General features: G+C 40.2%; 20 protein-coding genes, 1 tRNA gene and 2 pseudogenes. 8 read left to right on the top strand and 15 right to left on the bottom strand.

Annotated features, from left to right (window positions below; all coding sequences use genetic code 11):
- The first annotated feature begins 122 nt into the window (after window positions 1–122).
- Window positions 123–317: a hypothetical protein gene (locus tag AC5EUN_RS09650; RefSeq protein WP_010326484.1), complete on the top strand. Its 195-nt coding sequence runs from the start codon at window positions 123–125 to the stop codon at window positions 315–317.
- A 172-nt stretch (window positions 318–489) separates the two neighbouring features.
- Window positions 490–705 (top strand): hypothetical protein, encoded by a 216-nt coding sequence (locus AC5EUN_RS09655; protein ID WP_010326483.1) that lies wholly within the window; start codon window positions 490–492, stop codon window positions 703–705.
- Between the two features lie 13 nt (window positions 706–718).
- Here AC5EUN_RS09655 and AC5EUN_RS09660 read toward each other — a convergent pair whose 3' ends face one another.
- Window positions 719–1,657 carry a putative phage abortive infection protein gene (locus AC5EUN_RS09660; protein ID WP_058952068.1) on the bottom strand — a complete coding sequence of 313 codons (939 nt, stop codon included), beginning with the start codon at window positions 1,655–1,657 and terminating at the stop codon, window positions 719–721.
- Between the two features lie 20 nt (window positions 1,658–1,677).
- Window positions 1,678–2,019 carry a helix-turn-helix domain-containing protein gene (locus tag AC5EUN_RS09665; RefSeq protein WP_010326481.1) on the bottom strand — a complete coding sequence of 114 codons (342 nt, stop codon included), beginning with the start codon at window positions 2,017–2,019 and terminating at the stop codon, window positions 1,678–1,680.
- 92 nt (window positions 2,020–2,111) lie between these two features.
- On the opposite strand from AC5EUN_RS09665, the gene AC5EUN_RS09670 reads away from it, so the two are divergent.
- The 3 genes and pseudogenes from AC5EUN_RS09670 to AC5EUN_RS09680 all read left to right on the top strand — a co-directional run bounded on the left by AC5EUN_RS09670 (window position 2,112) and on the right by AC5EUN_RS09680 (window position 5,384).
- A complete protein-coding gene (locus AC5EUN_RS09670) occupies window positions 2,112–2,303 on the top strand; it encodes a hypothetical protein (protein ID WP_010326480.1) in 192 nt (63 codons plus the stop codon).
- 92 nt (window positions 2,304–2,395) lie between these two features.
- Window positions 2,396–5,030 (top strand): annotated as a pseudogene (locus tag AC5EUN_RS09675) (toprim domain-containing protein).
- A 75-nt stretch (window positions 5,031–5,105) separates the two neighbouring features.
- Window positions 5,106–5,384, top strand: coding sequence for a helix-turn-helix domain-containing protein (locus AC5EUN_RS09680; RefSeq protein WP_010326477.1), 279 nt, complete (start codon window positions 5,106–5,108; stop codon window positions 5,382–5,384).
- 34 nt (window positions 5,385–5,418) lie between these two features.
- Here AC5EUN_RS09680 and AC5EUN_RS09685 read toward each other — a convergent pair whose 3' ends face one another.
- The 9 genes and pseudogenes from AC5EUN_RS09685 to efp all read right to left on the bottom strand — a co-directional run bounded on the left by AC5EUN_RS09685 (window position 5,419) and on the right by efp (window position 15,116).
- On the bottom strand, window positions 5,419–6,444 hold the full coding sequence (locus tag AC5EUN_RS09685; RefSeq protein ID WP_010326476.1) for a tyrosine-type recombinase/integrase: 1,026 nt from the start codon (window positions 6,442–6,444) through the stop codon (window positions 5,419–5,421).
- 143 nt (window positions 6,445–6,587) lie between these two features.
- Window positions 6,588–6,664 (bottom strand) — tRNA-Val (locus AC5EUN_RS09690).
- Between the two features lie 43 nt (window positions 6,665–6,707).
- Window positions 6,708–8,699 carry a transglutaminase TgpA family protein gene (locus AC5EUN_RS09695; RefSeq protein ID WP_010326475.1) on the bottom strand — a complete coding sequence of 664 codons (1,992 nt, stop codon included), beginning with the start codon at window positions 8,697–8,699 and terminating at the stop codon, window positions 6,708–6,710.
- Between the two features lie 10 nt (window positions 8,700–8,709).
- A complete protein-coding gene (locus AC5EUN_RS09700; protein WP_010326474.1) occupies window positions 8,710–9,609 on the bottom strand; it encodes a DUF58 domain-containing protein in 900 nt (299 codons plus the stop codon).
- A gap of 16 nt (window positions 9,610–9,625) precedes the next feature.
- Complete coding sequence (locus AC5EUN_RS09705) at window positions 9,626–10,582, bottom strand: AAA family ATPase (protein WP_010326473.1); 957 nt, start codon at window positions 10,580–10,582, stop codon at window positions 9,626–9,628.
- Between the two features lie 120 nt (window positions 10,583–10,702).
- Window positions 10,703–11,721 (bottom strand): annotated as a pseudogene (locus tag AC5EUN_RS09710) (2-dehydropantoate 2-reductase).
- Between the two features lie 241 nt (window positions 11,722–11,962).
- Window positions 11,963–12,265 carry a YbdD/YjiX family protein gene (locus AC5EUN_RS09715; RefSeq protein ID WP_004693572.1) on the bottom strand — a complete coding sequence of 101 codons (303 nt, stop codon included), beginning with the start codon at window positions 12,263–12,265 and terminating at the stop codon, window positions 11,963–11,965.
- A 10-nt stretch (window positions 12,266–12,275) separates the two neighbouring features.
- Window positions 12,276–14,378: a carbon starvation CstA family protein gene (locus tag AC5EUN_RS09720; protein ID WP_493352300.1), complete on the bottom strand. Its 2,103-nt coding sequence runs from the start codon at window positions 14,376–14,378 to the stop codon at window positions 12,276–12,278.
- 168 nt (window positions 14,379–14,546) lie between these two features.
- Complete coding sequence (efp, locus tag AC5EUN_RS09725; protein WP_004693574.1) at window positions 14,547–15,116, bottom strand: elongation factor P; 570 nt, start codon at window positions 15,114–15,116, stop codon at window positions 14,547–14,549.
- 309 nt (window positions 15,117–15,425) lie between these two features.
- On the opposite strand from efp, the gene epmB reads away from it, so the two are divergent.
- From epmB to AC5EUN_RS09740, 3 genes are read left to right on the top strand one after another with little or no spacing between them, the layout of a single operon-like run.
- Window positions 15,426–16,442, top strand: coding sequence for an EF-P beta-lysylation protein EpmB (gene epmB / locus AC5EUN_RS09730; protein WP_493352301.1), 1,017 nt, complete (start codon window positions 15,426–15,428; stop codon window positions 16,440–16,442).
- A gap of 17 nt (window positions 16,443–16,459) precedes the next feature.
- Window positions 16,460–18,205, top strand: a complete 1,746-nt coding sequence (locus AC5EUN_RS09735; protein ID WP_087528565.1) for a cyclic-di-GMP receptor FimW-related protein — start codon at window positions 16,460–16,462, stop codon at window positions 18,203–18,205.
- Window positions 18,187–20,313: a sensor domain-containing phosphodiesterase gene (locus AC5EUN_RS09740; protein ID WP_058952069.1), complete on the top strand. Its 2,127-nt coding sequence runs from the start codon at window positions 18,187–18,189 to the stop codon at window positions 20,311–20,313. The genes AC5EUN_RS09735 and AC5EUN_RS09740 overlap by 19 nt, the downstream gene beginning before the upstream one ends.
- Window positions 20,314–20,460: 147 nt before the next feature.
- On the opposite strand, the gene rpmE is transcribed toward AC5EUN_RS09740, so the two are convergent.
- The 4 genes from rpmE to AC5EUN_RS09760 all read right to left on the bottom strand — a co-directional run bounded on the left by rpmE (window position 20,461) and on the right by AC5EUN_RS09760 (window position 24,706).
- On the bottom strand, window positions 20,461–20,688 hold the full coding sequence (gene rpmE / locus AC5EUN_RS09745) for a 50S ribosomal protein L31 (RefSeq protein WP_004693579.1): 228 nt from the start codon (window positions 20,686–20,688) through the stop codon (window positions 20,461–20,463).
- Between the two features lie 205 nt (window positions 20,689–20,893).
- A complete protein-coding gene (locus tag AC5EUN_RS09750) occupies window positions 20,894–21,874 on the bottom strand; it encodes a bile acid:sodium symporter family protein (RefSeq protein WP_010326467.1) in 981 nt (326 codons plus the stop codon).
- Window positions 21,875–22,041: 167 nt separating this feature from the next.
- Entirely contained in the window at window positions 22,042–22,443 is a 402-nt protein-coding gene (gene gloA, locus AC5EUN_RS09755) for a lactoylglutathione lyase (RefSeq protein ID WP_010326466.1), read from the bottom strand.
- A 121-nt stretch (window positions 22,444–22,564) separates the two neighbouring features.
- Window positions 22,565–24,706 (bottom strand): AmpG family muropeptide MFS transporter, encoded by a 2,142-nt coding sequence (locus AC5EUN_RS09760; protein ID WP_010326465.1) that lies wholly within the window; start codon window positions 24,704–24,706, stop codon window positions 22,565–22,567.
- Window positions 24,707–24,847: the final 141 nt, after the last annotated feature.

The raw sequence follows: 24,847 nt of genomic DNA on the forward strand, positions 1-24,847 counted from the left end.
ATAGGGCAGCTTCGGCTGGCCGTTACCTGTTAGTACGGTATTTCCACCCCTATTCAGTCTGTCACCAATACCGTGGAAAGTGTTGGTGTCAGGTTTAAAACTTGACTAACAGGAACAAGCCAATGAAAACATTCGCTTCAATGCATTCGCACACTTCAAAAAAAGTAAAAGAACATTCCCCTATCTATGACCTAGAGGCATATCTCGAGCGTCAAAGAAAACTCAAACAGCAAAAACTCCTCAAAAACTTTGTCGATGCCACAGTATTTCTAAGCATGGCTGTCATGACCTTTTCTATTTTATTTATGGGGAGCTGATCATGAGTGTACCCACCCAAAACACGACTAAACCAAGCTCAAGGCTTCGCCTAAAGTCGTACTAAAAACGTCATAAAATCAGTAAGTAGTGCGACACTGAAAGTCGCACTACCCTATATTTTGTTAAAGATATTTTAGAAAATATACCCATGATCAATAGACAGGGGGAGCAATGCACTCAACAATAGAAATTAACAGCCATAAAGACATGACTGCCGAACAAATACTGGAAGAAGTTAAATTCCCAATTGAAAACTTAGAACTAATGCTTTCCGCACTCACAAAAATGCATTTAGACCACCCACTCACGGGTGAAGAATTAACGGCTCTATTCAACACACTTCACTATCAAGTCGCCCAAATCTCAAAGGCGGTAAAGAATAAATGAGGAAAACCCTAGCTTAGGCTAGGGTTTCTTTTTTTTCATCGAATACTTTTTGCCAATTAAAAGATTCAAAATTTTTATCTTGGTAAAACTGTATTCCATAGTGAACGAGTTTTTTGTTAAAAAATAGATTAAATATTCTGCCATTTTTTAACTTAGCGTAAACTTGAGGTGTTACAGGTGCAATCCAAAATAAAGTTATTTGCTCTCTCATCGTCATTGACGAGCGTAATACATTAAAATAAAAGTCTTTATCTTTCTCTGTTAAATCGCTTGTATTAATAAAATCAATTAAATTAGCTATTTGTAAAAAATGTGCATACCAATCAGAAAATTCTTTTCCATCGTTTACTTCTAAATCACACTTTCTTATGTGGGAATATATATCCTGCTCAATATATGTAGTTAATTCCTTCCACTCTTTTTTAAAGAGGTTATCAAAGTAACAAAAATAAAAATCAAAAATTTGACATCCAAAATATTCAATCCCATCTCTCTTTACACTTAGTGTTTTTAACTTCTCATCTTTGTAGTTAAGTAATGCATAAAATTTAGTCGCAAAAATTGCATTTCTAGATTCATCCATTTGCTCAGTAGTAATTTTTCTTGTTTCCTTTAAGGAAATAACTTGAAGATAAGTAGTGAATGCAATTGCACATAATGCAATAGATGAAACTATTGTATTCAAACTTCCATAAATATCACCAAGTGGTCCTAATTTAGTAAAATCTGTAAGTTCATTTTCAGGAACATTCCAGAAATTTACTGCCCACCAATTGAAAAAAATTGGATATGTCAGCAATACAAACAAACCTAAAGTGATTGAAATTAACCAAACATAGCTAACTTTTCCTGTAGTAAACCAATTTTTTAAATTTGGAAAAAACTTATGACCCAGTGCAAAAAAACCAACTGCTAAAATTACCCACGCAGATACTTGTAAAATTATTGACATATTTATTAGTGATTTAAAAATTATTTAAATTGATTCGCATAAGTTTCAATAAGTGAAACTAATCCCCCACGCATTTCTTCACGCGTCTGACGGTACAGCTCTATTAGCTTTACTTCAGCCTCAGAGAGCTCCCCACTTTTTACAGGTTGTTCACCCCATAAAATAAAATGAATATTAAACCCGTGAGCTTCGAGCTTGTCTAAATAGTCAGTATTCAGCGGCTCATTGTGCTTCTCAAAACGTCCAATAGAGTTCTTTTTTACCCCAAGTATTTCCGCAAGTTCTTCTTGAGTTTGTATCCCCAAACGCTTCCGTTCATCTCGCAAACGTGTACCGCGAGTATTTAAATCATCATTTTTCATACTTTTTCCTAAAAAAGCACTTATAAAGCATCATAAATAGTACTAAATTTAGAAACACTAAGTATCTAAGTACGATTTATGGTGATTTTCGCATGACTTCAACAAACATTCAAACAAAACCAAAACACACCGAACTAACCCAAGTGCGTTGGACGAAAAAACAGTTAAAAGCCCTCAAGAAAATTGCATTCGAAAATGACACCAAAATTGCCATCTATATCCGTGACTTTATGGTGAAACATCATCCCGAACTACAAGACCCTCCAAGCGATGCGCAATTGTAATGAAAGCATTTTAATAAACATCGCATTGCTACAAAAATGCAAAAAAATACACAAACTCAAACAGTTAAGCCGTTAAATTTTAGTGGGTCTAAATGTCAAATATTCACGTTCTCATAGACGAAAAACTGAATCAGCTCTTCAGCTTTAAACGCGTTGGAGAATGGTATCGTCAAGGCATCTGCCCGAACTGCGGTAAAAAAGAACTCTACACACATGCAGTCAACCCGCGTGTGGTCAAGTGCGCCCGCTTAAACAAATGCGGATATGAAGAACACGTCAAAGAAATCTGCGAAGACCTTTTTAAAGACTGGTCAAAAGACTTTCCGCGTACCAAAGAAAATCCAAATGCCGCAGCAGATGCCTACCTACTCCATGCCCGTGGTTTCGACCCAAACATGCTCAAAGGTCTGTACACGCAGGAACTCTTTAGAAACGACCTCAAATACCCAAACGAAGTCACCGCAACCATTCGCTTTAAACTGGCAAGTGGTATTTATTGGGAACGCTTTATCGACCGTCCAGAGCGCTTCGGACGTCAAAAAGCAAACTTTATTGGTAAGTACGAAGGACATGCATGGACGTTAGAACAGCTCGACACCCTGTGTAATGCACAGTCTATTTGGATTACAGAAGGTATTTTTAACGCAATTGCCCTGAGTTTTAGCAAACAACCAAGTATTGCTACGCTTTCGACCTCAAACTATCCAAGCCTCATTCTCAAGCAAATTACCGACCGTTGTATCGAACTTAAAAAAGACCGACCGCGCCTACGTTGGGCTTTTGATAACGACAAAGCGGGCAAAAAAGCCATTAAGAAGTTTCACCTCCGTGCATTACAGGAAAAGTGGAACTCCACCGCAGCCCTGCCATCTGGTCAGTTAGACTGGAACGACCTCTACCAACGCGACCAACTGCACTCCGAATACCGTGACCAGTACAAACATTATGGCGAACTGCACATAGCTGAATCACCTGAGCAAGCAGGTCTACTCATCTATAACTATAAAGATGCTCGTAGAAAAACCTTTTGGTTTATTCATAACTTCCGCTTGTACTGGTTTAATCTCGACATGGACAAATACACTAAAGAACTGGAACGCATCGAGGCAGATCCAGAGCGCGATTTACTTCTCGATAACCAAAAACGAGAGCTCGCACTCCAGCAGTGTGCTGCGGTTTCCGAAATCTGTAATCGACAGCTCAACCCTCTGTATTTTCAGCGGAATGAAATAACCGATGAGTCCTGGTACTACTTCCAAATTTTAAACCCGGAGAGCGAGGCCAAAGCGACCTTTACCGCAGACCAAATTTCCGCACGGGGTAAGTTTGCCCCGCGTTTATTGTCGGTCCAGGTAGGTGCATGGTGGACGGGGAATGACCATCAACTACTCACCTTCATGAAAAATCAAACCGAGCGTTTACGTGAAGTTAAAACCATCGACTTTATTGGCTACAGCAAAGAATATCAGGCCTATATTTTCAACAAACACGCGGTTTATAAAGGACATGTCATCGACATAAATGACCATGACTTCTACAAAGTCGGACGTATCGAATTAAAAACCTTGGCCAACAGTCCAAATGTTCAGTTAAACCCAAAGTCCACATTTAAACCGACATGGTGGAAAGACTTCTACCGCGTGCGTGGTGCCAAAGGTCTGGTCGCTTTAGCATGGTGGACAGGCTCATATTTTGCCGAGCAAATCCGCACTATGCACAGCTCTTTCCCCTTTATAGAAATCGTCGGTGAAGCGGGTGCAGGTAAGTCACGTTTAATCGAATTTATGTGGAAACTTTCAGGTCGACCAGACTATGAAGGTTTCGATGCAAACAAATCGACCAATGTTGCGGTGTATCGTAACTTTGCTCAAATCTCAAACTTACCTGTCGTACTCATTGAGGGCGACCGTAACGACCAAAACGGTAATTCTGTGGGTAAGCCTAAGTTTTCATGGGATGAATTAAAAGACGCCTATAACGGCCGTGCAATTCGCTCAAAAGGCTTAAAAACCGCAGGAAATGAGACCTATGAGCCTCCGTTTCGTGGTGCAATCATGATTAGCCAAAACACCGCTATTCAGGCATCTGAAGCAATTCTGACACGTACTTTGCACCTACATGACCCATTGCCTCCGTCATGAGGACGCCTTTCTTAAAACCTATGCCGAAAAACTAGAGCAAACCGAAAAAGAGTTTCATAACAATGGCATTACCCATACACGTATTGCCCTTTGCCATGCACAGGTTTCGGCACTCATAGATGCTGTGGCCAAACACATTTTGCATGACGTCATTGACCTTGAAGAAGTCTGTGCAGCCCAAGACATGCTACTCGATATGGCGCATGAACGTGTGAAACAGCTCAATGGTGACCATCCATTGGTGGAGCAATTTTGGGACGTTTACGAATACCTCAATTCAAGCCGGTCTACCGAGTTTTCTATTAACCATTTTGACCATGACGCACATCAAATTGCCATCAACTTGAACGAAGTCTACAAAGTCGCTGCGAAGAACTATCAGCAGCTCCCAGACATTAAAGAAATGAAGAATCTTTTAACCGCCAGCCGACGCTATAAATTTGTCGACAAGAGCCGAGTAGTTAAAAGCCACCGTTATCCAGCAGATGAAGTTAAGAATGCCCTGGAGGACAAAACCTTACGCGAACATACCGTTCGTTGTTGGATATTCCAAAATCCTGCCATTTCAGGAAGCCCAAACTCATGAAAATACAAAACAACAGTAAATCTATAGACTTAACTCATGCACAATTTCACGCAATAGAAAAACAGGGAGGCATAAATGGCTGAGTATGTGATTACGGTTGAAGCCGACCGAGCACCTGAAATTTTATTGGGGCAAAAGCTTTTTGGTGGCAAAGTGACTGCATTAAATTTGGGTAAACGTAAACTCGTGTCGGCATCAGAACTTGCTAAAAAGTATGGTTTATCTAACACGACCGTTAGAACCAAACTGGCCACTATTAACCAGGGAACTTGTGGGAAACATTTATACGATCCAGAAATGGCAGATGCCATGCTCACCAAGAACACACGCACCCATAACCGTAGAAAAAACTAAGTAAAAGAATTAAAAATACCCGCCTTGTGCGGGTTTAATTTTCTCGATTAAATGCTTCCACCAAATCTTCAGCATTTGGGTTGTAGTAAGTATTTACCAAGACTTCAATTTTCTTATGGCCAGTAATTTTCGCTAAAATCTCTACTGGCAATTTACGCACCCGTACCATACGCGTAATCGCCTCATGGCGCGTATCATGAAAGTGCAAACCATTCAGACCAATCGCTGCTTTTCTCTTTTCCCACATCAACCGAAAGGCATTTTCAGTCTGTGGAATAACTTTCTTTCCATCATGTTTAATTAAATCGAGTAGTGCCCTGGCTTCTTCAGACAAAGGTACATTGCGCGGTTCACCATTTTTTGTTTTAGGCAGATGAATATGACGTTCATGCACATCCTTCTTTTCTAGTGAAATCAGCTCACCACGACGTAAGGCAGTTTCTAAGGCAAATAAGAAACCCCAAGCAACATAGTGCTGCGGTAAAACCGGTGTATCACCGACTTCATAATCTAGTGCTTTCAGCACCAGTGCAACTTCAGACGGATGGATCCGTCGAGATCTGGCCTTAGGTTTCTTCGGCTTGGTAATGAGCATCCATTGATTGTCATCGAGTAGAAATAGCTCTTTCTGAGCATAGGTAAAAATTGCGCTATAAAAAGAGATCTCTTTTAAAACAGTATTTGCCCCAACTTGAGTCAAACGTCGATTACGCCAGTTGGTTAATTGCTTGGGAGAAATATCATGTACCGATGTACCAGACAGAAAGCCAAATTTCTCATCAAAGGTACTAACCTGTCCTTTAATCCAATTCCTTGAACTCTTGGACTCCCTAAACTGGCCAACGTGCTCATAATAATGATCGACCAACTCTCTAAAGGTAAATTTAGGCTTTATCCCTTGCTCTACTTCTTTCGTAGCAATTTTTGACTCTAAAAATTTTGTCGCAGCCCAATGCTCACATTCTTTAATAGTGTCACGGGTACAGGAGATTCTTTTTCCATCAATTTGGATTTGAATACGGTAAACATCGCCTCTTTTTACGGGCTTTGGGATTTTCATTGGGGAAATCTTGGTGCATTTCTGGGGAAGTTTATTAATTATTTCTACTATTTTTTGAAATATCTAGGGAAAACAACAAAATTCAAACCATAAAAAAAGGGCCTACAAGTCGTTGAAATTGCTTGTAAACCCTTTGTATATCTTGGTAGGTATATCCAGACTCGAACTGGAGACCTCTACGATGTCAACGTAGCGCTCTAACCAACTGAGCTATACACCTGAAGTAAAAGCATAATATTCACTTTTAAAAAGTATGACAAGCGCTATTTCTTGTTTTTTAAAGCAGATGCACAAGTTTTAAGCACTCGTTTAAATTGTTGAATATTTTTTGAATTCAACCTATTGGAATAACGCATTTGCTGATAATAATCAGCCGCCTGCTTAAATAAAACTTGCTGTTCAGGTTTAACGTCTTGAGCTAAACGCAACAACCATTTGTTTACCGTTTCGGCATCTTGTTTACGCTGCTCAGTTGTTAAGCTTCGAGAAAAAGATTGAATGACAATGTCATATTCAGAAGTTTGAGCACGTTTACGGCAAAATATAACCCACCAGTACAGTAAAACTAACCCACCAATGCTAATAATAATCAGCAATACCAATGAATAAGTGGATTGGAGTCCTAGCTTCTGCAACCAACCTCGTTGAGCCTCTGCATTATAGCCAACCACCTTACTTTGCCATTGGTAACTTGCATAGTCACTCCAAATGCGGATTTTGTTTAATACCGAATAGCGCTGTACATTCCATCGACTACTCTCACCCCAAACACTGGCATCTTGGCTCATTAAATCTTGCATACCCTGTTCAATACGCTGCGGTGCAATCATGGCTGTTGGGTCATAGCGTTTCCAGCGCCCATCCACAAAGACTTCCGTCCATGCATGCGCATCTAACTGTCGAACTTCCCAACTTTTTGCATTTGGTGAAGGCTGACCACCTTGATACCCAACCACAATACGTGCTGGAATTCCTGCATAACGCATCAGCATCACGAAGCTAGAAGCATAATGTTCACAAAAACCTTGTTTGGATTGAAACAAAAATTCATCAATACGATGCTGCCCCAACAAACCTGGTTGCAAGGTATAGCTAAAACCATTGTTGCGATACCATTGCAAAACATTTTGGATATAACGTTTCGGGTTCTCGTTACTTTGCTTAAGCAGCTGTTGTGCCAATTGCTGCGCTTTCAAGTCCATGTGCTCAGGCGCTTTTAAGTTTATGCTTCGTTGTATCTTAGATAATTCACTTTGGGAAAATTGAACATTTCCCATCCATTGCAATGCAATAGGTTCCACACGCTGCACTTGACGATAAGCCTGAATACTCCAATCCTGACGTAGCTGATAACGTCGCTCTAAGGGTTGTGAATATTCCAATGCCATAATCCACGGAATCGCGACATCAGCGGGTAAATATTGATAGTTCCATTTTTTGGATGTAGAGATTTGCGTTAATGTATCATCCGAAATACTTTGTTGATTAATAAAACTACTGGTCCACTTTTGCCCATCATATTGATCTAAGACCATCGCGCGCCAATAAAGCTCTGAACGATTTGGGAGCTGAGTGACATCACCAATAATACGAAAAGCCAAATGACTGGACTGGGATAATTGCGCAATATCTCCAGGTGACATACTGTCACTCATGCCTGTCACTGCTTTATTTTCAGGAATGGGAATATGCCAAAGTGGGGGTAAACGCGGAAAAAAGATAAACAGCAGCACAAAAAAAGGCAGTGCGAGACCTACAAATTTAATGACGTGTTTTGCATCTTGCCTTAATGCCATACGATTCGAGTTTTCAGATGCAAAAGCATGGGTTTGCACTCGATACAGCCCCAACAAACAACTCAATAAACACAGCAAAACCATGGCAGCCGTCATAAATGACTGACTATATAAAAACATACTCGCCGCAACAAATAAAGCAAAGTTAAACAAAATGATCACATCACGCTGCGTTTTTGTTTCTAAGGCTTTCGCAAAGAGAAAGATGCTTAAAACAGCTACGCCCGCTTCTACCCCTAAAAAGCTTTGATAGCTCCAAAAAGTGACCGCTAGAACAACAAGGGTCAAAATGTAAATTGCCCATTTCGGGAAATGGTTGCCCGTGGATTTCATGAAATACCATAGACAGCCGATACAAATGGCGAAAATGACACTCAATAGCACAGGACTAAAACTTAGTTGTGTGATCCAAATCAAACTTAGTGTCAGTACAATGGCAATACGAATAGAAGAATGCATACTGTTCTCGCTATGCCTGCGCCAAAAGTAATTTGGCTTGAAGGTATTGTTCTCGTCCTATCCCTTTGGCTAGTTCAGTATGGGGGAAATACAGTGCATAGGCATACTGCAACTGCTCACATTGTTCAACCAAGCCCATCATCAAGCTTAACTTTTCTTCATGCGAAGGACTCGGCATATGTGCATAGTGAATGTCTAAACTGTGTTGATCCTGATGTTGCTCAAAGACTTTAATAAATAAACCTTGTCCTTGTGCCACTTGTTTCCATGAAACCGCCTGTAAAGAGTCGCCCTCTTTAAAATTTCGTAATTCTCGAAATTCATCCATGTCCGGTTCAAAACCGTGCTGTTGCTGTTTATTTTCTGCCGCTAAAGACTTAGCTTTAGGCGCTATCCACACAGGTGCTTGGATAAAAAAATAACTCCATGCACGAACGAGACCAAATGGATAAGTCGAGTAAATTTTAATCTCGGGAAAACTAAACTGTCCGCGCTCTTTTGGAAAAAAATTTAAATCGACCACCTGATGGGTATCTTGAATAAACAACTGTTCTATATGATCAGCATAAGCGAGCCAAAGGTATCGAGGCTGTGAATGCTGTTGTTTGAAATGCATTTGTAATTGCAATGCACTCTCAACCTGCCCTATTTCAGGCAATACAAGATCAACACTTAACCCATGTAGCTGTTTAAAGGTCAAATAAAAACTCATACACAGCACGGCACTGATTAAAAAACAAAACGCTAAAATTAAGTTATTGGCATAATTCACCCCAGCAATAAAGGTGATTAAAATCAGCACCACATATACATATCCTTGCTGATAAATAAACACCAGTACATCTTTTTGGGTCAGTTGTTTTTCAGCCTTAAATTTAAAGCGTTTATTGATCCAGTTTTGCCACAGCATGCGTCAGCTTATCCTATTAGTGAACTTTGACTTGCTTCATAAGCTGCTCAGTTTCAGCTTCACCCAGCCCAATACGATGCGCGGTCACTGCGACAAATACAGCCTGTACATCATCGGGTGTAACAAATGCACGGGCTTTAACCAGAGCATAGGCTTGTGCTGCTTTCTTCAAAGCCAGTACGCCACGTGTAGATAACCCATGTCGACCTTTACGAGTCTCAGCCACCAAATCTAAAATATAATCCAAGACTTCCTCAGACAAATAAATCTGTGGCACCAAAGTTTGTAAGGCAAGAATGTCTTGTTCAGAAAATACAGTCATCAACTGCTGAATCAAGTCATGACGGGATTGTTGCTGCAATAAAGCCTTTTCTGCCTGACGGGATGGATAACCCAAAGATAAACGCATAAGAAAACGGTCGAGCTGTGACTCTGGTAGTGCATAAGTTCCACTTTGAAAAAGTGGGTTTTGCGTTGCAATTACCCAAAAAGGCTGCGGTAGTACATAACGACTTGCATCGATTGTCACCACACCCTCTTCCATCGCCTCTAAGAGCGCACTCTGCGTTTTCGGACTACAGCGGTTAATTTCATCTGCGAGTAAAATTTGAGTAAAAATTGGCCCTTGCTTAAACTCAAACAGATGTTCTTTTTGGTTAAACATATTCACCCCAATCACATCGCTTGCCAGCATGTCATTGGTAAACTGAATCCGTTTAAATTGAAGACCAGCCAAATGGGCCAAGCTACTGGCCAATGTGGTTTTGCCTAAACCAGGCAAGTCTTCAAATAAGATATGCCCACCAGCTAAAAGGCTGCATAAGGCTAATTGGGTTTGTTGATTTTTATCTAAAACGATTTGATTAACTTGATTGAGGAATTCTTGGATTTTTGGATAAAAAATACTTAACTGTGATTCATCGAGCATGTCATATTGCAACGTTTCTACCGTTTTCTCTTTTCCCCAAAGCACCTTATTCTCCCCAATCAAAATATAAATCAAGGTTTAACATACAGGTTTTTCAACCATACTCAAAGATGATCCTTATAAATATTCAATGATTTGCGTATGAATGACTTACCTCACCTCAAGCTATTGTTTCGATGCCGATTTCAACTGATCTTTTACAGCATCTGCGCTCATTGAAAATGATAGAGATGATTTCTCTGCTTGCTTAATCAATTCTATGAGTCGTGCATTGATTGGAGCCTGTCTACCACATTGCTCTGCAAGTTTTAAAACCTCACCATTAATCCAGTCGACCTCTGTGGGGCGACCTGCAATTAAATCATCTTGCATAGACGACCGGGCTAGTGGATCGATTGCCAACATTTTACGACTTAATAATTTAAATAATGGATTGGGTAAACTCAGTAATTTTGGAATCAAATGGGTCGGAACTGCGGTTAACTTTGCAGGTTTAATTTGTGCATAATCAAGCAGTGCTAAGGCTTCCTGCTGCGCCATTGCCACACATGGGCGATATTTATGAATCGACAATTGTTCCTTTAACGGTTTTTTTGACAATACATTGATTGAATTATTTAAATTAAGTAAAAGCTTGGCCCACTGCACAGCCGGCATGTCTTTTTCAAAAACAATCTCTAACCCTGCTTTTTGAAATGCATTCTCAAGCAAATTTTGATTCGGATATTGCTTAACACTTAATGCACCAGAGGTACCTTGATGATAATGCCCAGCTTCTTGCGTGGCGACGTTAAAAGGAACCATTCCCTCTAAAATCATTTGCTCTTGCAAAACCCTTTTTAAAATAGGGACATTGCTTAAACCATTATGAAAGCTGATGATCAGCGGTATTTTAGTTCCTAAATATTCTTTAAGTTCATGCGCAACTTGTTCCGTTGCTGCCGATTTCACACAAATAAAAACAACATCAGCATTCACAACCTGAGCAGGATCAGTCGTTAGTTTGAGTTGATGAGGTGCAAGTTTGATCTTTTTGCCTAAATAATCAGTTAAGACTAAGCCCCATTGGGAAGCTCTGCATGAATACGTGGACGCGTGATAAAAGTAACATCATTACCTGCAGCAACCAACCTTCCGCCTAAATAACACCCAATGCTTCCAGCACCATAAATATATATTTTCATTCAATTTCCCTTTGCAAACATTCCAGTATTTTAAGAACTATAACAATCAAAAGCTGTCAAATATACAACATGAACCTTTTATGCCTCACACTCCGTGTTGCGTTATGATTTAAGCCGTGATGTAACAACTTGCTTCATGCAAAAAGTACACTGTCGAATCTAACACGAGCAACCGCATGTAATTGAGTATTTTCACAAAAAAAACGGCACCGAAGTGCCGTCTTTGAATTGATTAATTATATTAACATGGGCACTTTTTCATGCCATTCGTTGCAGATGGATAACGCGCATCCACACAATGACGATAAAAAGTTTTAGCATCCATCGCTTCTAAATCAGGATGGTGCTTTTTCATATGTTCCAAATAGTTGGGATAGTCTGGCACTCCCACCATCAAGCGAAAACTTTGCTGCAAACGTTGCCACAGCGTCGCAATTCGAGACCAATTTTTAGGGTTCAGAATCAAATCTTTCTGCGACATCACGGTCATTTTGATGATTTTATAAATCATCGTCTTTCCACTTTTAGCAAATTTTAGATTCATCTGACTCTCCTTAATGTCCTGCTTTTGATGGCTGAATGTCTTCAGGATCACGATAAATGGCTTCTGCTTCATGCACAGTCGGGACTGGGCTTGCCAATGCACGACGAATCACTCTAATCGCAGCAAACAGCATCACAATTGCCACAATCATAAAGAATCCACACAGTGCAGCGTTGATCTGATTCGACATTGCAACAGTCTGCATTTCAGCAACAGTTTTTGCTGGTGCTAAAATTTCATTTTTTGCAATTGCATTGTTAAAGCGTTCAGCTTGCGCCAAGAAACCAATTTTTGGGTTTTCGTGGAAAATTTTCTGCCAGCCCGCTGTCATACAGGTTACCAACAAGAAAATGGTCGGAATAATCGTAACCCAAACATATTTTTCTTTCTTCATTTTAAAGAGGATTACAGTACCTAACATTAGCGCCATGGCAGCAAGCATTTGGTTACCCACACCAAACAGTGGCCATAAGCTATTGATACCACCGAGTGGATCCACCACACCTTGATAAACGAAGAAACCCCAACCTGACACAGCAACCGCTGTACCCAACAAGTTTCCAAAGAAGTTATGTGAGTTTTTCACCGCAGGAACCACAATACCTACAGTATCTTGCACCATGAAACGGCAAGCACGCGTACCCGCATCAACCGCTGTTAAGATGAACAGTGCTTCAAACAAAATAGCGAAGTGATACCAAAATGCCATCATTTCACGACTATTGAAAATCTCTGTGATGATATGTGCCATACCAATGGCAAAAGTTGGTGCTCCACCTGTACGCGACAGAATCGTACTTTCACCCACTTCCTGTGCCAACAAAGTTAAAGCTTCTGGAGTAACCACAAAACCAAGATTTCGTATTGCTTCAGCAGCAGTATCAGCACTTGTTCCAATCAATGCTGCTGGTGAGTTAATTGCAAAATATACACCTGGTTCTAATACTGCAGCACAGATCAAGGCCATGATTGCAACAAAAGACTCCATAAGCATACCGCCATATCCGATCATTCGAATATCACGTTCATTGTTCACAAGTTTCGGCGTGGTGCCTGATGATACTAGAGCATGGAAACCTGAAATTGCACCACAGGCAATGGTAATAAATAAGAATGGGAACAACGAACCTGCAAACACAGGACCTGTACCATCAACAAATTTAGTAATCGCAGGAAGTTTCATCTCTGGCATGGCAAAAATAATACCAACCGCTAAGCCTGCAATCACACCAATTTTTAAGAAGGTTGATAGATAATCACGTGGTGCAAGCAATAACCACACAGGCAGTGCTGAAGCAACGAAGCCATAAATAATCAGCGCCCAAGTCAACTGAGTGCCCGACAGTGTAAAGAACGCACCCCAATATGGGTGCTGTGCGATATTTTCACCGTAGACAATGCCGAGCATCATCAAAACGAAACCAATAATAGATACTTCTGCAATTTTACCCGGGCGGATAAAACGCATGTAAATCCCCATAAAGAGTGCAATTGGAATCGTTGCCGCAATACTAAATACGCCCCATGGGCTGTGTGCAAGTGCTTTGACCACGACCAGTGCTAAAACTGCAAGGATAATAATCATTACCCCCAATGCACCAAGCATGACCACAATACCTGCAAAAGTTCCAAGCTCTTGCTTCGCCATTTCACCGAGTGAACGTCCATCACGACGGGTAGAAATAAACAACACCAAAAAGTCTTGTACTGCACCTGCAAGCACAACACCGACAAGTAACCAAATTGTGCCAGGTAAATAGCCCATTTGCGCTGCTAAAATAGGCCCTACTAATGGACCTGCACCTGCAATCGCTGCAAAGTGATGTCCAAATAGAACACTTTTGTTGGTTGGAACATAGTCCAGACCATCATTCAAACGATGTGCGGGAGTTAAGCGGCGTTCATCAAGCTCAAAAACTTTATTTGCAATAAATAAACTATAAAAGCGATAAGCAATACTATAAATACAGCCCGCAGCAAGTACGAGCCAGATGGCATTGACATGCTCACCACGACTCAGTGCCAATATCCCAAAAGAGACTGCACCGACGATGGCTACCAGTAGCCAAATGATTTTCGAAGTCAGAGTTGACTTCGGCTGAACAGATTCCATTTCAATCCCTCATATTTGTTGCATTCAATCAGCGTCTTTAATTATTCGAGGTACTGCTGTTTTCCTTTGCGACTTTACTCTGCATCTCCTTGTTTTGATCTAATACTTTGGCATAAAAAAAGGGATGATTTTCATCATCCCTTCCGATAATAGTCTATTTTTAAACCATTATGCACGTTCTAAATAATCGCCAGTACGCGTATCTACACGAACGCTTTCTTCTTGCTGTACAAATAATGGAACACGAACTACAGCACCTGTTTCCAATTTTGCTGGTTTACCACCACCACCAGAAGTATCACCACGTACACCTGGATCAGTTTCAACAATTTTCAAAACGACGAAGTTTGGTGGGTTTACTGTTAATGGCACGCCATTGAATAGCATAATAGTACATTTTTCATTTGAATCATCTTTTAACCATTTTGCAGCATCGCCCATTGCTGTTTTGTCAGCAGCGATCTGTTCAAATGATACAGGATCCATAAAGTTCCACATTTCGCCGTCGTTGTACAAGTATTCCATTTCTACTTCTACAATGTCAGCCGCTTCTAGAGAATCACCAGACTTAAATGTTTTTTCTAAAACTTTACCAGAACGTAAATTACGTAATTTTACGCGGTTAAATGCTTGACCTTTACCTGGCTTTACATATTCATTTTCCATGATTGAACATGGGTTACCATCAAGCATAACCTTAAGGCCTGACTTGAAATCATTCGTAGAATAATAGGCCATGACTGGCGCACTCCAAACTAACTAACTTAAATATTTATGTCTTTATCTTAGACACCAAAGCTTTGAAAAGCAGGGCCATAAAGATAGGGCATCTTTTTTGATGCCTCGTATTGTAAATGAGCAAGGTGTTATGAATCAATGAAAATCCACTGCCTATAAACCGAAGATCTTGATAAAATAGCTTTGTTCCGCGTGTTTTTGTGTACTAAAAAAGCCTTTTTAGACCGTCCGCATTCGAACAACTCGTTTTGACATCACCCGATTTGATGACCTAACTTTCTTTTGACCTAGTATTTGACCCCTTATTGCATGACTCATTATTTGTACCAAGAGCAAAATTGGCAAGCTCAACTCAGTGATTTAATTACCGATCCTTTAGAATTACTTAACATTCTAGAGCTTTCTCCTGAGCAACTGCTGTCAGGTGCACTGCTTGCATCAACCCAATTTAAACTCCGTGTTCCACGTGCTTTTGTGACAAGAATGCAAAAAGGCAATCCAATTGATCCTTTGCTCCTTCAAGTCCTGCCTCATCATCTTGAGCTTGAAGAACATCCCGACTTCGTGACCGACCCTTTGGGTGAGGAACAAGCCAACCAGCAACCAGGTGTTCTGCACAAATATAAAACTCGCTTTTTACTGACACTGACTGGAGCTTGTGCCGTTCATTGTCGTTACTGTTTTCGCCGACATTTCCCCTACCAAGAGAACCTGCCAAAGTCAGAAGATTGGATCAATATCCAACACTATATTCAGTCGCAACCTGACATTAATGAAGTCATTTTGAGTGGCGGAGACCCCTTAACGCTGTCCAATCGTAAAATAAAATTATGGATTGAACGCTTAGAAAGTATTCCTCAACTTAAATTTTTGAGAATTCACTCACGAGTTCCTATCGTAATGCCTAACCGTGTCGATGATGAGCTAATTTCCATCTTAAAAAACAGTAGGCTGCGCATTATTCTAGTGGTACACTCAAATCATGCATCGGAATTGGATGATTTTACCTGCCGTCAATTGCAGCAATTAGTCGCAGAAAAAATCACCGTTTTCAATCAGGCGGTTTTGTTGAAAGGGGTCAATGATCAGGTTCAAATTTTGACAGATTTGAGCTACCGTTTGTTCGATGCAGGTGTTTTGCCATACTATTTACATGTTTTAGATAAAGTAAAAGGGGCTCACCATTTTGATTTAAACCCGCAAGACATTGATTTGCTGTATCAAGGATTATTGGCAAATCTACCCGGCTATCTGGTTCCCAAACTGGTCAGGGAAATTGCGGGAGAAAAGAATAAGACACCACTTTTCGGGGTTTCAACTTTTTGAGTTAAATAATAACGATGATGACGACGAGCACTTCAGATATCTTCCAGAAACCAACCGAATTGAAGTTGGATAAACTTAGTTTTTGCCCAAGCACAGTCAAAGGCTTACAAGAGTGGTTGGCAAACTTATCCATTTTACAATTGGGTGACTCTTCTCGCTCCTTATTTCAAGCATTACTTGAAGTATCCGAGCTTCAAGTCAGCGAAACACTTCGCTTTGACTTAGTTCAAGTTCTTCATTCAAATCTAGAAAATGTGCTTACCAGTTTAGAGAAACATTTTTTTAATCAGGGCCTCATCACTACAGATCGAAATGACCATATTATTGAGCTTGCCTTATTAATGCGTAGTCATTTTGCTAAAGTCTATATCGACATTGCAAAACGTGTTTCTCAGCAAATCACTCAAAATAAGTTTTCTCTATTTGCTTTTAATCAAAAAAAGAACCTACATACGGCTCGAACCGTATCGAGTTATTATGCTTTACAACAACTGTCCCTTTTGTTGTACCAACAACACTTACTTTATAGCTCCCCGATTCCGGGTCAGTGGCTAGCTGCTCATCAGCTCTTGGATTCTGCTATCCAAAATAACTTCTATTTAACCAACATTAATCAAATACAAGGTACGCAGCATCAGCTCAGCAATATCAGCCAAGCCTATGCGCAGCTCATTCTATTGGATATTTTCAATACCCATCAAATCCGCCCGGGTGAAATTCAAGGATTGTTTTTGTGTAGCTTTGATTGGGCGAAACTGATTCAAATCTTACCTAAAGAAACAACGTTATCTCGCTATATTGTCGATGCATCAAAAGATTATCCACCAACTTATAATTCTCAAAAAAACAGTCACATTCAGCCGAATATTTTTATCTCGACGCAAGCCTTGCTTGATCATCTCTCAGAGATGCAAACCAAACGCGCAGAACCACTGTCACGCGATGAGAAGATTTTTCTTACCCCTGCTTTGCATTTTCACATTCATAACTTATTGACCAATAATATTGAACGTAAGCATGAACGTTATGAATACTCTGCCCAATTACAAATTTGCTTTGGCCTATCAGTCGCACATTTCTATTTATCTAAAGGCAAAAACTTTAATGAAACTTTAGAGCTAGAAGGCAACTACAACTTTCAGAATGAAAGTCACGTGATCAACTCCATGAACAGCAATATTCCTGTGGAGACGAGTTCTGCTCGTATGATTGATCGTGAATCGAAACAAATCTACCCTGCCGAAGTTTTAGATATTAGTGTGAATGGTTACCGTATTCGTTGGACTGGACCAACACCTGCACATTTAAAGACAGGTGAGTTCATTTTGGTTCAAGAAAATGCACATAGCCAATGGCGTGGTGGTGTGATTCGCTGGATTAAACAATCAAGTGAAAAGAGCTTGGAACTAGGGTTAGAAATCTTAGCGCAAGATCTTTTCCCATGTGCTGTTATGGTCAAAACAGACCGAACCACTCAGAACTATCAGCCTGCGTTATTGGTACAAACGTCACAGCTAGATGAAGTACAAACCAGCCTCATTGTGCCGGGTTCGAATATGTACAGAGAAAAACAAACCATTCACTTACGCCTAGGTGATGAAGATCTTAAAATTTATTTAGTAAAAGCACATTTAATTACGCAAAGTTTTATTCGTTTTGATTATGAATTGTTGAATGACCAACAAGAACCATTGGTTCAAAGTTTTATTCAAAAGCAAATGAATGCTATTAAGAATCACGATTTATGGGAAGCATTGAAGTGAGAAATCCATTATTATCTAAAAAGTTAAAACGTACGGAAACACGTTTACTCATTATTGATGATAATCAGATCCGTTATAACCAAATTCGTGACCTTTTAACTTCTAGCGATCATCAAGTTCATGCCACTTTACTGGATGACTTACAAAACTTTGAAAAACAGCTTCATCTGCCTTGGGACGTGGTGATTTTTGGTCGCGCTTATGACCTAAAGTATGAACAAGCACTAACTTTGATTCGCAACTCTAACCAAGTCAATTTACCACTAATTTTATTAAAGCCCGATGAATATCAATCAACCCAATACGCAAGTTTTATTCGTAAAGGGGTCTATGATATTTTGGACTTAGAAGAAGCGGATAACTTTTACTTAGGTCTACTGCGTGCACTGTCATTAAGTCGTTTATTGCAAAGCCAACAACAACTCATGAATGAGCTTGAAACAGCGCAAAACCAAGCACAGGCTTTAGTTGAAGAAAGTAATAAAGCCATTGCTTTAATTCAAGAAGGGATTCATGTTTCAGCCAATGCTGAATACTTACAACTGTTCGGCTTAAGCTCTGAAGATGATATTATCGGTCAACCTTTGCTTGATATTCTCCAGCCGAAAGATGTAAACGATTTTAAAATCCGTTTTAAGAAAATTTCACAAGGTCAGTTTGATTTAGGTGCTTTTGAAGTTGCTACTCTCAATAGCAATGCCCAAACTCACAATCCTTTAAAAGTTGAGTTTTTAACTGCGCCTGAAGATGATGCGCTCCAACTGACGATTGAAGCCGAATCTGAACGCTCTGCTGCTCCATCAGTCAACACTGAAAATCATGCGATACAACCTAATACGTATCAACAAATTAACCGTGCTATGACCAAACAACCTTCTGATCTGAATGCCTTAGTTAGCTTTGCACTCAGCTCTTGTCCAGATGAAATTTTTAAAGCCAACTGGGCAACCACGCGTGATTATTTTAACAATATTTACAGCTTTTTAAATGAACAAACTCATATTCCTCTGTTTAAGGCGGGTGGGCAAACCATCGTTGGTTTATTCCAAGCAGAATCACAGGCCAAACTTGAATCTAAGCTGATTGCGTTAAATGCGCTCACCAAACCACAACTCATTACCGTAGAAAACAATAGCTATCCAGTAAATTTGCGCATTGGCTATACTTTATTGAAAGGTGAAATTTCAAATCAAGATCAGTTTGAAAACTTATTGTGCTCAGCCTTTAAAACCGCTTTACCGACCAATCAAGACGATTGCGAAATTGAGCAAAAAGCCAGTATTGACATGCCTGTGATTGAGTTGATCAACCCTACTGTCAGCGATACTTTAGACACTCAAAAAACAGCAAATGAACCTACGGTGCTTAAAGCCTTACATCTTGCATTAGAGCGTGGCGAGATTCATCTTAAATATCAACAGCTTTACGACAAAGAAGACACTAATTTATACACCTATGAAGTTACTAGTGGCTTTATTTATGGTAATACGTGGAAAAATATATCGAGCCTCAAAGAGTTAAGTGAAGACCACGAACTGTCTATTAAACTTGACCGCTGGATTTTAGTTGAGTCGTGTAAACAGCTACACAATTTTATCACTCAGTATCCTGAAGCAAAGTTGATTGTAAATTTAAACAAAGCCGTACTGTTGAATGACCGCTCTTTCCCTGAATTTATCGCCAAACTGATTACCATTGTACGCAGTAAGTTAAGTCACCCAATTACCCTTCAGTTCTCTGAGGATGATATCAGCCAGAACATTGCTGAAGCGCAAAAATACATTGCCCAGCTTCGCCAATATGGTGCTGAAGTTTCGATTCGTGACTTTGGTAATAGCATTTATAGTGAATCTATTCTACGTCAGCTCGATATCAACAATCTCACCTTACATGAAAACTTAACTCGCATGCTCAGTAGCGACGCCAACACGGAAGAGTTGCAAGAAAAAGTTGCGGTATATCATCAATTGAAAAACATTCAAATTATGTTACGTGATCTGAATGATATGACGTCATTTGCCAATGCATGGAATGTCGATGCCCGCTTCATTCAAGGCGATTATTTCCAAAAGAAACTCGATCATCTGATTGATGTGCAGGATCAGTAAAGCTTTGACCTTGGATACTAACCTCTAAATTTCAAGACCCCTATACGGGGTCTTTTATTATATGGTCTAACTAGCAGCCCTATGACTCTGTATTCAAATATCATAGGCATAAAAAAACGGGCAAATGCCCGTTTTTTTCTTTTGCTATTAGTCGCGTTTGATAGAACGTGACATGCCAGCAAAACGTTGTTTGAACTTGTCGATACGACCGCCAGTGTCAACGTTCTTTTGCTTACCAGTGTAGAATGGGTGGCAAGCTGAACATACGTCTAGGTAAACAGTTTCTTTACCAAGTGCTGAACGAGTTTCGATTACGTTACCGCAAGAACATGTAGCAACTAAAGTTTGGTATTTTGGGTGAATATCGGCGCGCATCGTCGATTACTCCATAAAAATTAAAGAAGGTTTTGCTGTCATCGCAATTGATCACTCTCAAAATTGAGGAAAGGACCACTTAATTAAATTAAGTTGCAGATCAACACCATAACAGACCATTCTTTTGGCCCACCGAGACGGATACCGTCAGAGCTAAGCACAACAAGTGGCAAATATTATACGAGATATAGTATCAGATAGCCAATTATTCTTTCGTTTCAATTTCAGATTGCTTGGCCCAATAGTTAGCAATAATCCCACACACCATCAGCTGGATTTGATGAAAAATCATAATCGGTAAAACAATCATCCCCAAAGGTTGTCCAATAAAAAGAATCTGTGCCATTGGAACACCACTAGCCAAAGTCTTTTTTGAACCACAGAAAAAAATGGTTTTCTGATCGGCACGGTTAAAGCCTAACCAACGTGGTAAAAACAACCCAAGCAACATAATAATCGTCAATAAGACTGAACACACAATAATCAATAGGATTAACGTACCAACACTCACCTCTTGCCATAGGCCCGCTACCACAGCACTGCTGAAAGCACCGTACACCACCATTAATATCGAACCCTGATCGAATGCTTTGACGATGCTTGGCATTTTCTGCATATACGGAAATACATATGGTCGAAGTAACTGCCCAAGGACAAACGGAACTAGCAGCAATAAGGTAATTTGAAGTATAGACGAGGTTGGATCAAAACCATGCTCTGATTGCCCCAAAATAAAAAAAGCCACCATCACAGGGGTAATAAACATCCCAATCAAATTTGAGAATGAAGCACTACATACCGCCCCAGCCACATTGCCTTGCGCGACCGAAGTAAACGCAATTGAAGACTGTACTGTCGATGGCAAAAAGCACATAAACAAAAAGCCCCAATACAACTCCTGCCCAAGTAGTGGTACCAATACAGGTTTAGCAAGCAAACCTAAAACGGGAAAAAGGATGAAGGTAAATGCAAAAACCAAAGCATGGAGTTTCCAATGCATCATGCCCTGAATCACCGCTTCACGGGATAGTTTAGCGCCATGCAAAAAGAATAATATAGCAATCGCGACCGTCGTCAATACACCAAATACACTGGCGGCTTGGCCTGAAACAGGGACTAAGCTGGCTAAGAGCACCATAACAAATAGCAATAACGTAAACCGATCGAGTGCCAATAATTTCAACATACCAACATCCTGTCATTCCTCTAAAAATGAAAAAGCCCAGTGACTCATTTACCTTTGGGTAAATTCATCTTACTGAGCTATATAAGTAAAGCTAGCTTTTACAGGATATGTTCAATATTTTTTTAATTAATACTGTGCATACACACTGCATATGACCTAATAACGGCTTAGTTATTACGTGCATTACTATCTTGTTGAATCAGTTCAATTTTATAACCATCCGGATCTTCTACAAAGGCAATAACCGTTACACCACCCTTCATTGGTCCAGCTTCACGCACGACATTACCACCGCGCGCTTTGATTTCCTCACAAGCTTTATATGCATCGTCTACCGCAATAGCAATATGACCATAAGCATTGCCCAATTCATAACTGTCCGTATCCCAGTTATGTGTCAGCTCTAAAACCGTATGATTTTCTTCATCACCATAACCCACAAATGCCAAAGTAAAACGACCTTCTTCGTAATCACGCTTACGAAGTAAAGTCATACCAAGCACTTCAGTATAGAACGCCAAAGATTGTTCTAAATTGCCTACACGTAGCATGGTATGTAGCATGCGCATGGAATTTCCTCATGATTTATTCTCAGCCACCAATATAGGCAAAACCGTCCTATATTTCAAACCTCAACCATAAAAAAGTAGCCACAAGAGCTACTTTTTTAATTCGAGACAAGTCGATGCTTTAACTTTGTTCAGCGGCATGCTCTCGTAGAAGTTTCGCCACCCAGACCACTAAGATTAAAATTGGGATTCCAATGAGTGTGGTCAGCAAGAAGAAATTTGGATAGCCAATATTGGACACAATTGTCCCCGAATATCCACCTAGAATTTTAGGTGTTAACGTCATCAATGAACTAAAAATCGCATACTGAACAGCAGTGAAAGATACGCTGGTCAAACTTGATAGAAATGCAATAAATGCAGCACCGGCTAAACCTGATGCCAAGTTATCGACAATAATCGCAAAATACAGCCAGTTTGAACTATATTCCTTAATCACCTTCCCTTTAACTTCTAACTGTCCATCAACTGCTTTATTCAAGTTGATTGGCTGAAGATCAACATCTAGAGTTGCAGATTTTTCAGCTGCAGGATCCACCTGATAATTCAGTGCAGTGTGTTGTTGCGCACGCTCATTTTGCATCAATACAGCATTCAGCTTTTTAGAGTTTGAATCAAGGAGCTGTTTCACAGGGATTGCCGCACTAAATACACCTTCTTTGTCTAACTTTGTATCAAAGCTTTGACCATCTAAGCTCAATTTAATACTTTGGTTTTCAGCCAGTGTAGCAAGGTATTGACCTCTTACCACGATGCTTCCTTCAGACTCTCGTTGATTAATCACATTATCAGCCGTGATCGGAAGCAACAGCAATACCCTAGATGCACCCGTTTGACTGATATAAGGCAATGTGACCGAGACAGGCTGTGAAGTATCATTTTGAAAACTGGCCGTTGCAGTTAGACTTTCATTTGCCTGAAGCTGCTTAACAGGAACCTTAATTGTCCATGCACCTGTCTCATCCGCTTGAGTTTTGAAACTTTGCTCACCGACATTGATCACAACATCATTTAAAGGTTGTCCTGATTTGACCAAGCCAATAAAGATGAGATTGGTTGAACTGGCCAAGATTGCTCCGACAAACATCAATTTCATGATGTTCATACGCTGCGCCAGTAGTCCTCCTAAAAAACCACCAACCAAACTAAAAATCACCCCATAAACTTTCACCGCTTCAGCAATCTGTTCTTTGGTAAAGTTTAAGTCTTGATAAAACACATTGGAGATCACACCTGCAATAATGTCGGAAATACGGTAAAATCCAATCAACAACAGCAATACCAACGCCAATTTCACGCCATAACGCTTAAAGAAGTCTGCAACAGGATTCACCCATGTTTCATAGGCCATTTGTTTGTTCACAGCACCCATTTTGACTAGGCTTGAACCCACTAAAAATGCAACAGCACCAGAGCCAATAAAACGTAAAGCCTCAAAACAAAACAGTGCAAAACTATCTTTGATCGACCAGAGCTGAATCAGCATTTCAGTTAAGTTGCCTGAATAAATATAGCTCAGTACAAAACTCACCACAGACACAAAGAAAACTGCCACTAAACGATAATAATCTACTCGTTTATATTCTTTACGTACCCGATCAACTTGTGGCTCACGTATGCATAAAGTGGTTGCGATCCCGACCAACATGACCGCCGCCATTGCCAAATACGTCCACTTCCACGCCTCATAAATATAGTTACCTTTGGCTGTACCCAAATAAGCCGCTAAAAATAACGCACCCGCACCTGCAACGATCATGCCGATGCGATAACCAGCGTTATAAGTTGAAGCCAACACTGTTTGCATTTGCGTTTCTGCCAGCTCAATACGATAGGCATCAATCACAATATCTTGTGTCGCAGCAGAAAAACCTAAAAGCACCGCACCCGCAGCCATTTGGTAAAGATAACTCTGACCAAGAGACGGATCTGAAAAAGCCATGATAGAAATGGCACAGATAATTAAGAGTTGTGCGATCAATAGCCATGCACGGCGACGACCCAATAATTTGGTTAGCACTGGTACAGGTAATTCATCGACCAAAGGGGCCCAAACAAATTTGAATGAATAACCCAGAGCAGCCCAACTAAAAAAAGTCACAGCGCTCTTATCGATACCTGCCTCACCTAACCATAAAGATAAGCTCGAGAAAATTAACAGGATTGGGATACCTGCTGAGAAACCCAAAAACAGCATGATCAACGCACGGCGATCTAAAAATGCAGTAAAGGCGGATTTCCATCCTGAAGATTGTGTTGTCATTACGTTTTTGTTGTCTTAAAACCAATGCTGCTATTCAAACCCTTAATACAATTTGTTTCAACCTGATTTATAAAATCAATGTTCTATTTTTGTCGACAAACACTGCGACTTTGCTTGATCTTTTGCATTAAACCTGTATAC

The sequence above is a fragment of the Acinetobacter sp. CAU_H_S170_2 genome (genome assembly GCF_058890445.1).

Bases quoted from the DNA above. Each gene is read 5' to 3' on its own strand.
- AC5EUN_RS09650 (WP_010326484.1), top strand. From the start codon at position 123: ATGAAAACATTCGCTTCAATGCATTCGCACACTTCAAAAAAAGTAAAA.
- AC5EUN_RS09655 (WP_010326483.1), top strand. From the start codon at position 490: ATGCACTCAACAATAGAAATTAACAGCCATAAAGACATGACTGCCGAA.
- AC5EUN_RS09660 (WP_058952068.1), bottom strand. From the start codon at position 1,657: ATGTCAATAATTTTACAAGTATCTGCGTGGGTAATTTTAGCAGTTGGT.
- AC5EUN_RS09665 (WP_010326481.1), bottom strand. From the start codon at position 2,019: ATGAAAAATGATGATTTAAATACTCGCGGTACACGTTTGCGAGATGAA.
- AC5EUN_RS09670 (WP_010326480.1), top strand. From the start codon at position 2,112: ATGACTTCAACAAACATTCAAACAAAACCAAAACACACCGAACTAACC.
- AC5EUN_RS09680 (WP_010326477.1), top strand. From the start codon at position 5,106: ATGGCTGAGTATGTGATTACGGTTGAAGCCGACCGAGCACCTGAAATT.
- AC5EUN_RS09685 (WP_010326476.1), bottom strand. From the start codon at position 6,444: ATGAAAATCCCAAAGCCCGTAAAAAGAGGCGATGTTTACCGTATTCAA.
- AC5EUN_RS09695 (WP_010326475.1), bottom strand. From the start codon at position 8,699: ATGCATTCTTCTATTCGTATTGCCATTGTACTGACACTAAGTTTGATT.
- AC5EUN_RS09700 (WP_010326474.1), bottom strand. From the start codon at position 9,609: ATGCTGTGGCAAAACTGGATCAATAAACGCTTTAAATTTAAGGCTGAA.
- AC5EUN_RS09715 (WP_004693572.1), bottom strand. From the start codon at position 12,265: ATGAATCTAAAATTTGCTAAAAGTGGAAAGACGATGATTTATAAAATC.
- AC5EUN_RS09720 (WP_493352300.1), bottom strand. From the start codon at position 14,378: ATGGAATCTGTTCAGCCGAAGTCAACTCTGACTTCGAAAATCATTTGG.
- efp (WP_004693574.1), bottom strand. From the start codon at position 15,116: ATGGCCTATTATTCTACGAATGATTTCAAGTCAGGCCTTAAGGTTATG.
- epmB (WP_493352301.1), top strand. From the start codon at position 15,426: ATGACTCATTATTTGTACCAAGAGCAAAATTGGCAAGCTCAACTCAGT.
- AC5EUN_RS09735 (WP_087528565.1), top strand. From the start codon at position 16,460: ATGACGACGAGCACTTCAGATATCTTCCAGAAACCAACCGAATTGAAG.
- AC5EUN_RS09740 (WP_058952069.1), top strand. From the start codon at position 18,187: ATGGGAAGCATTGAAGTGAGAAATCCATTATTATCTAAAAAGTTAAAA.
- rpmE (WP_004693579.1), bottom strand. From the start codon at position 20,688: ATGCGCGCCGATATTCACCCAAAATACCAAACTTTAGTTGCTACATGT.
- AC5EUN_RS09750 (WP_010326467.1), bottom strand. From the start codon at position 21,874: ATGTTGAAATTATTGGCACTCGATCGGTTTACGTTATTGCTATTTGTT.
- gloA (WP_010326466.1), bottom strand. From the start codon at position 22,443: ATGCGCATGCTACATACCATGCTACGTGTAGGCAATTTAGAACAATCT.
- AC5EUN_RS09760 (WP_010326465.1), bottom strand. From the start codon at position 24,706: ATGACAACACAATCTTCAGGATGGAAATCCGCCTTTACTGCATTTTTA.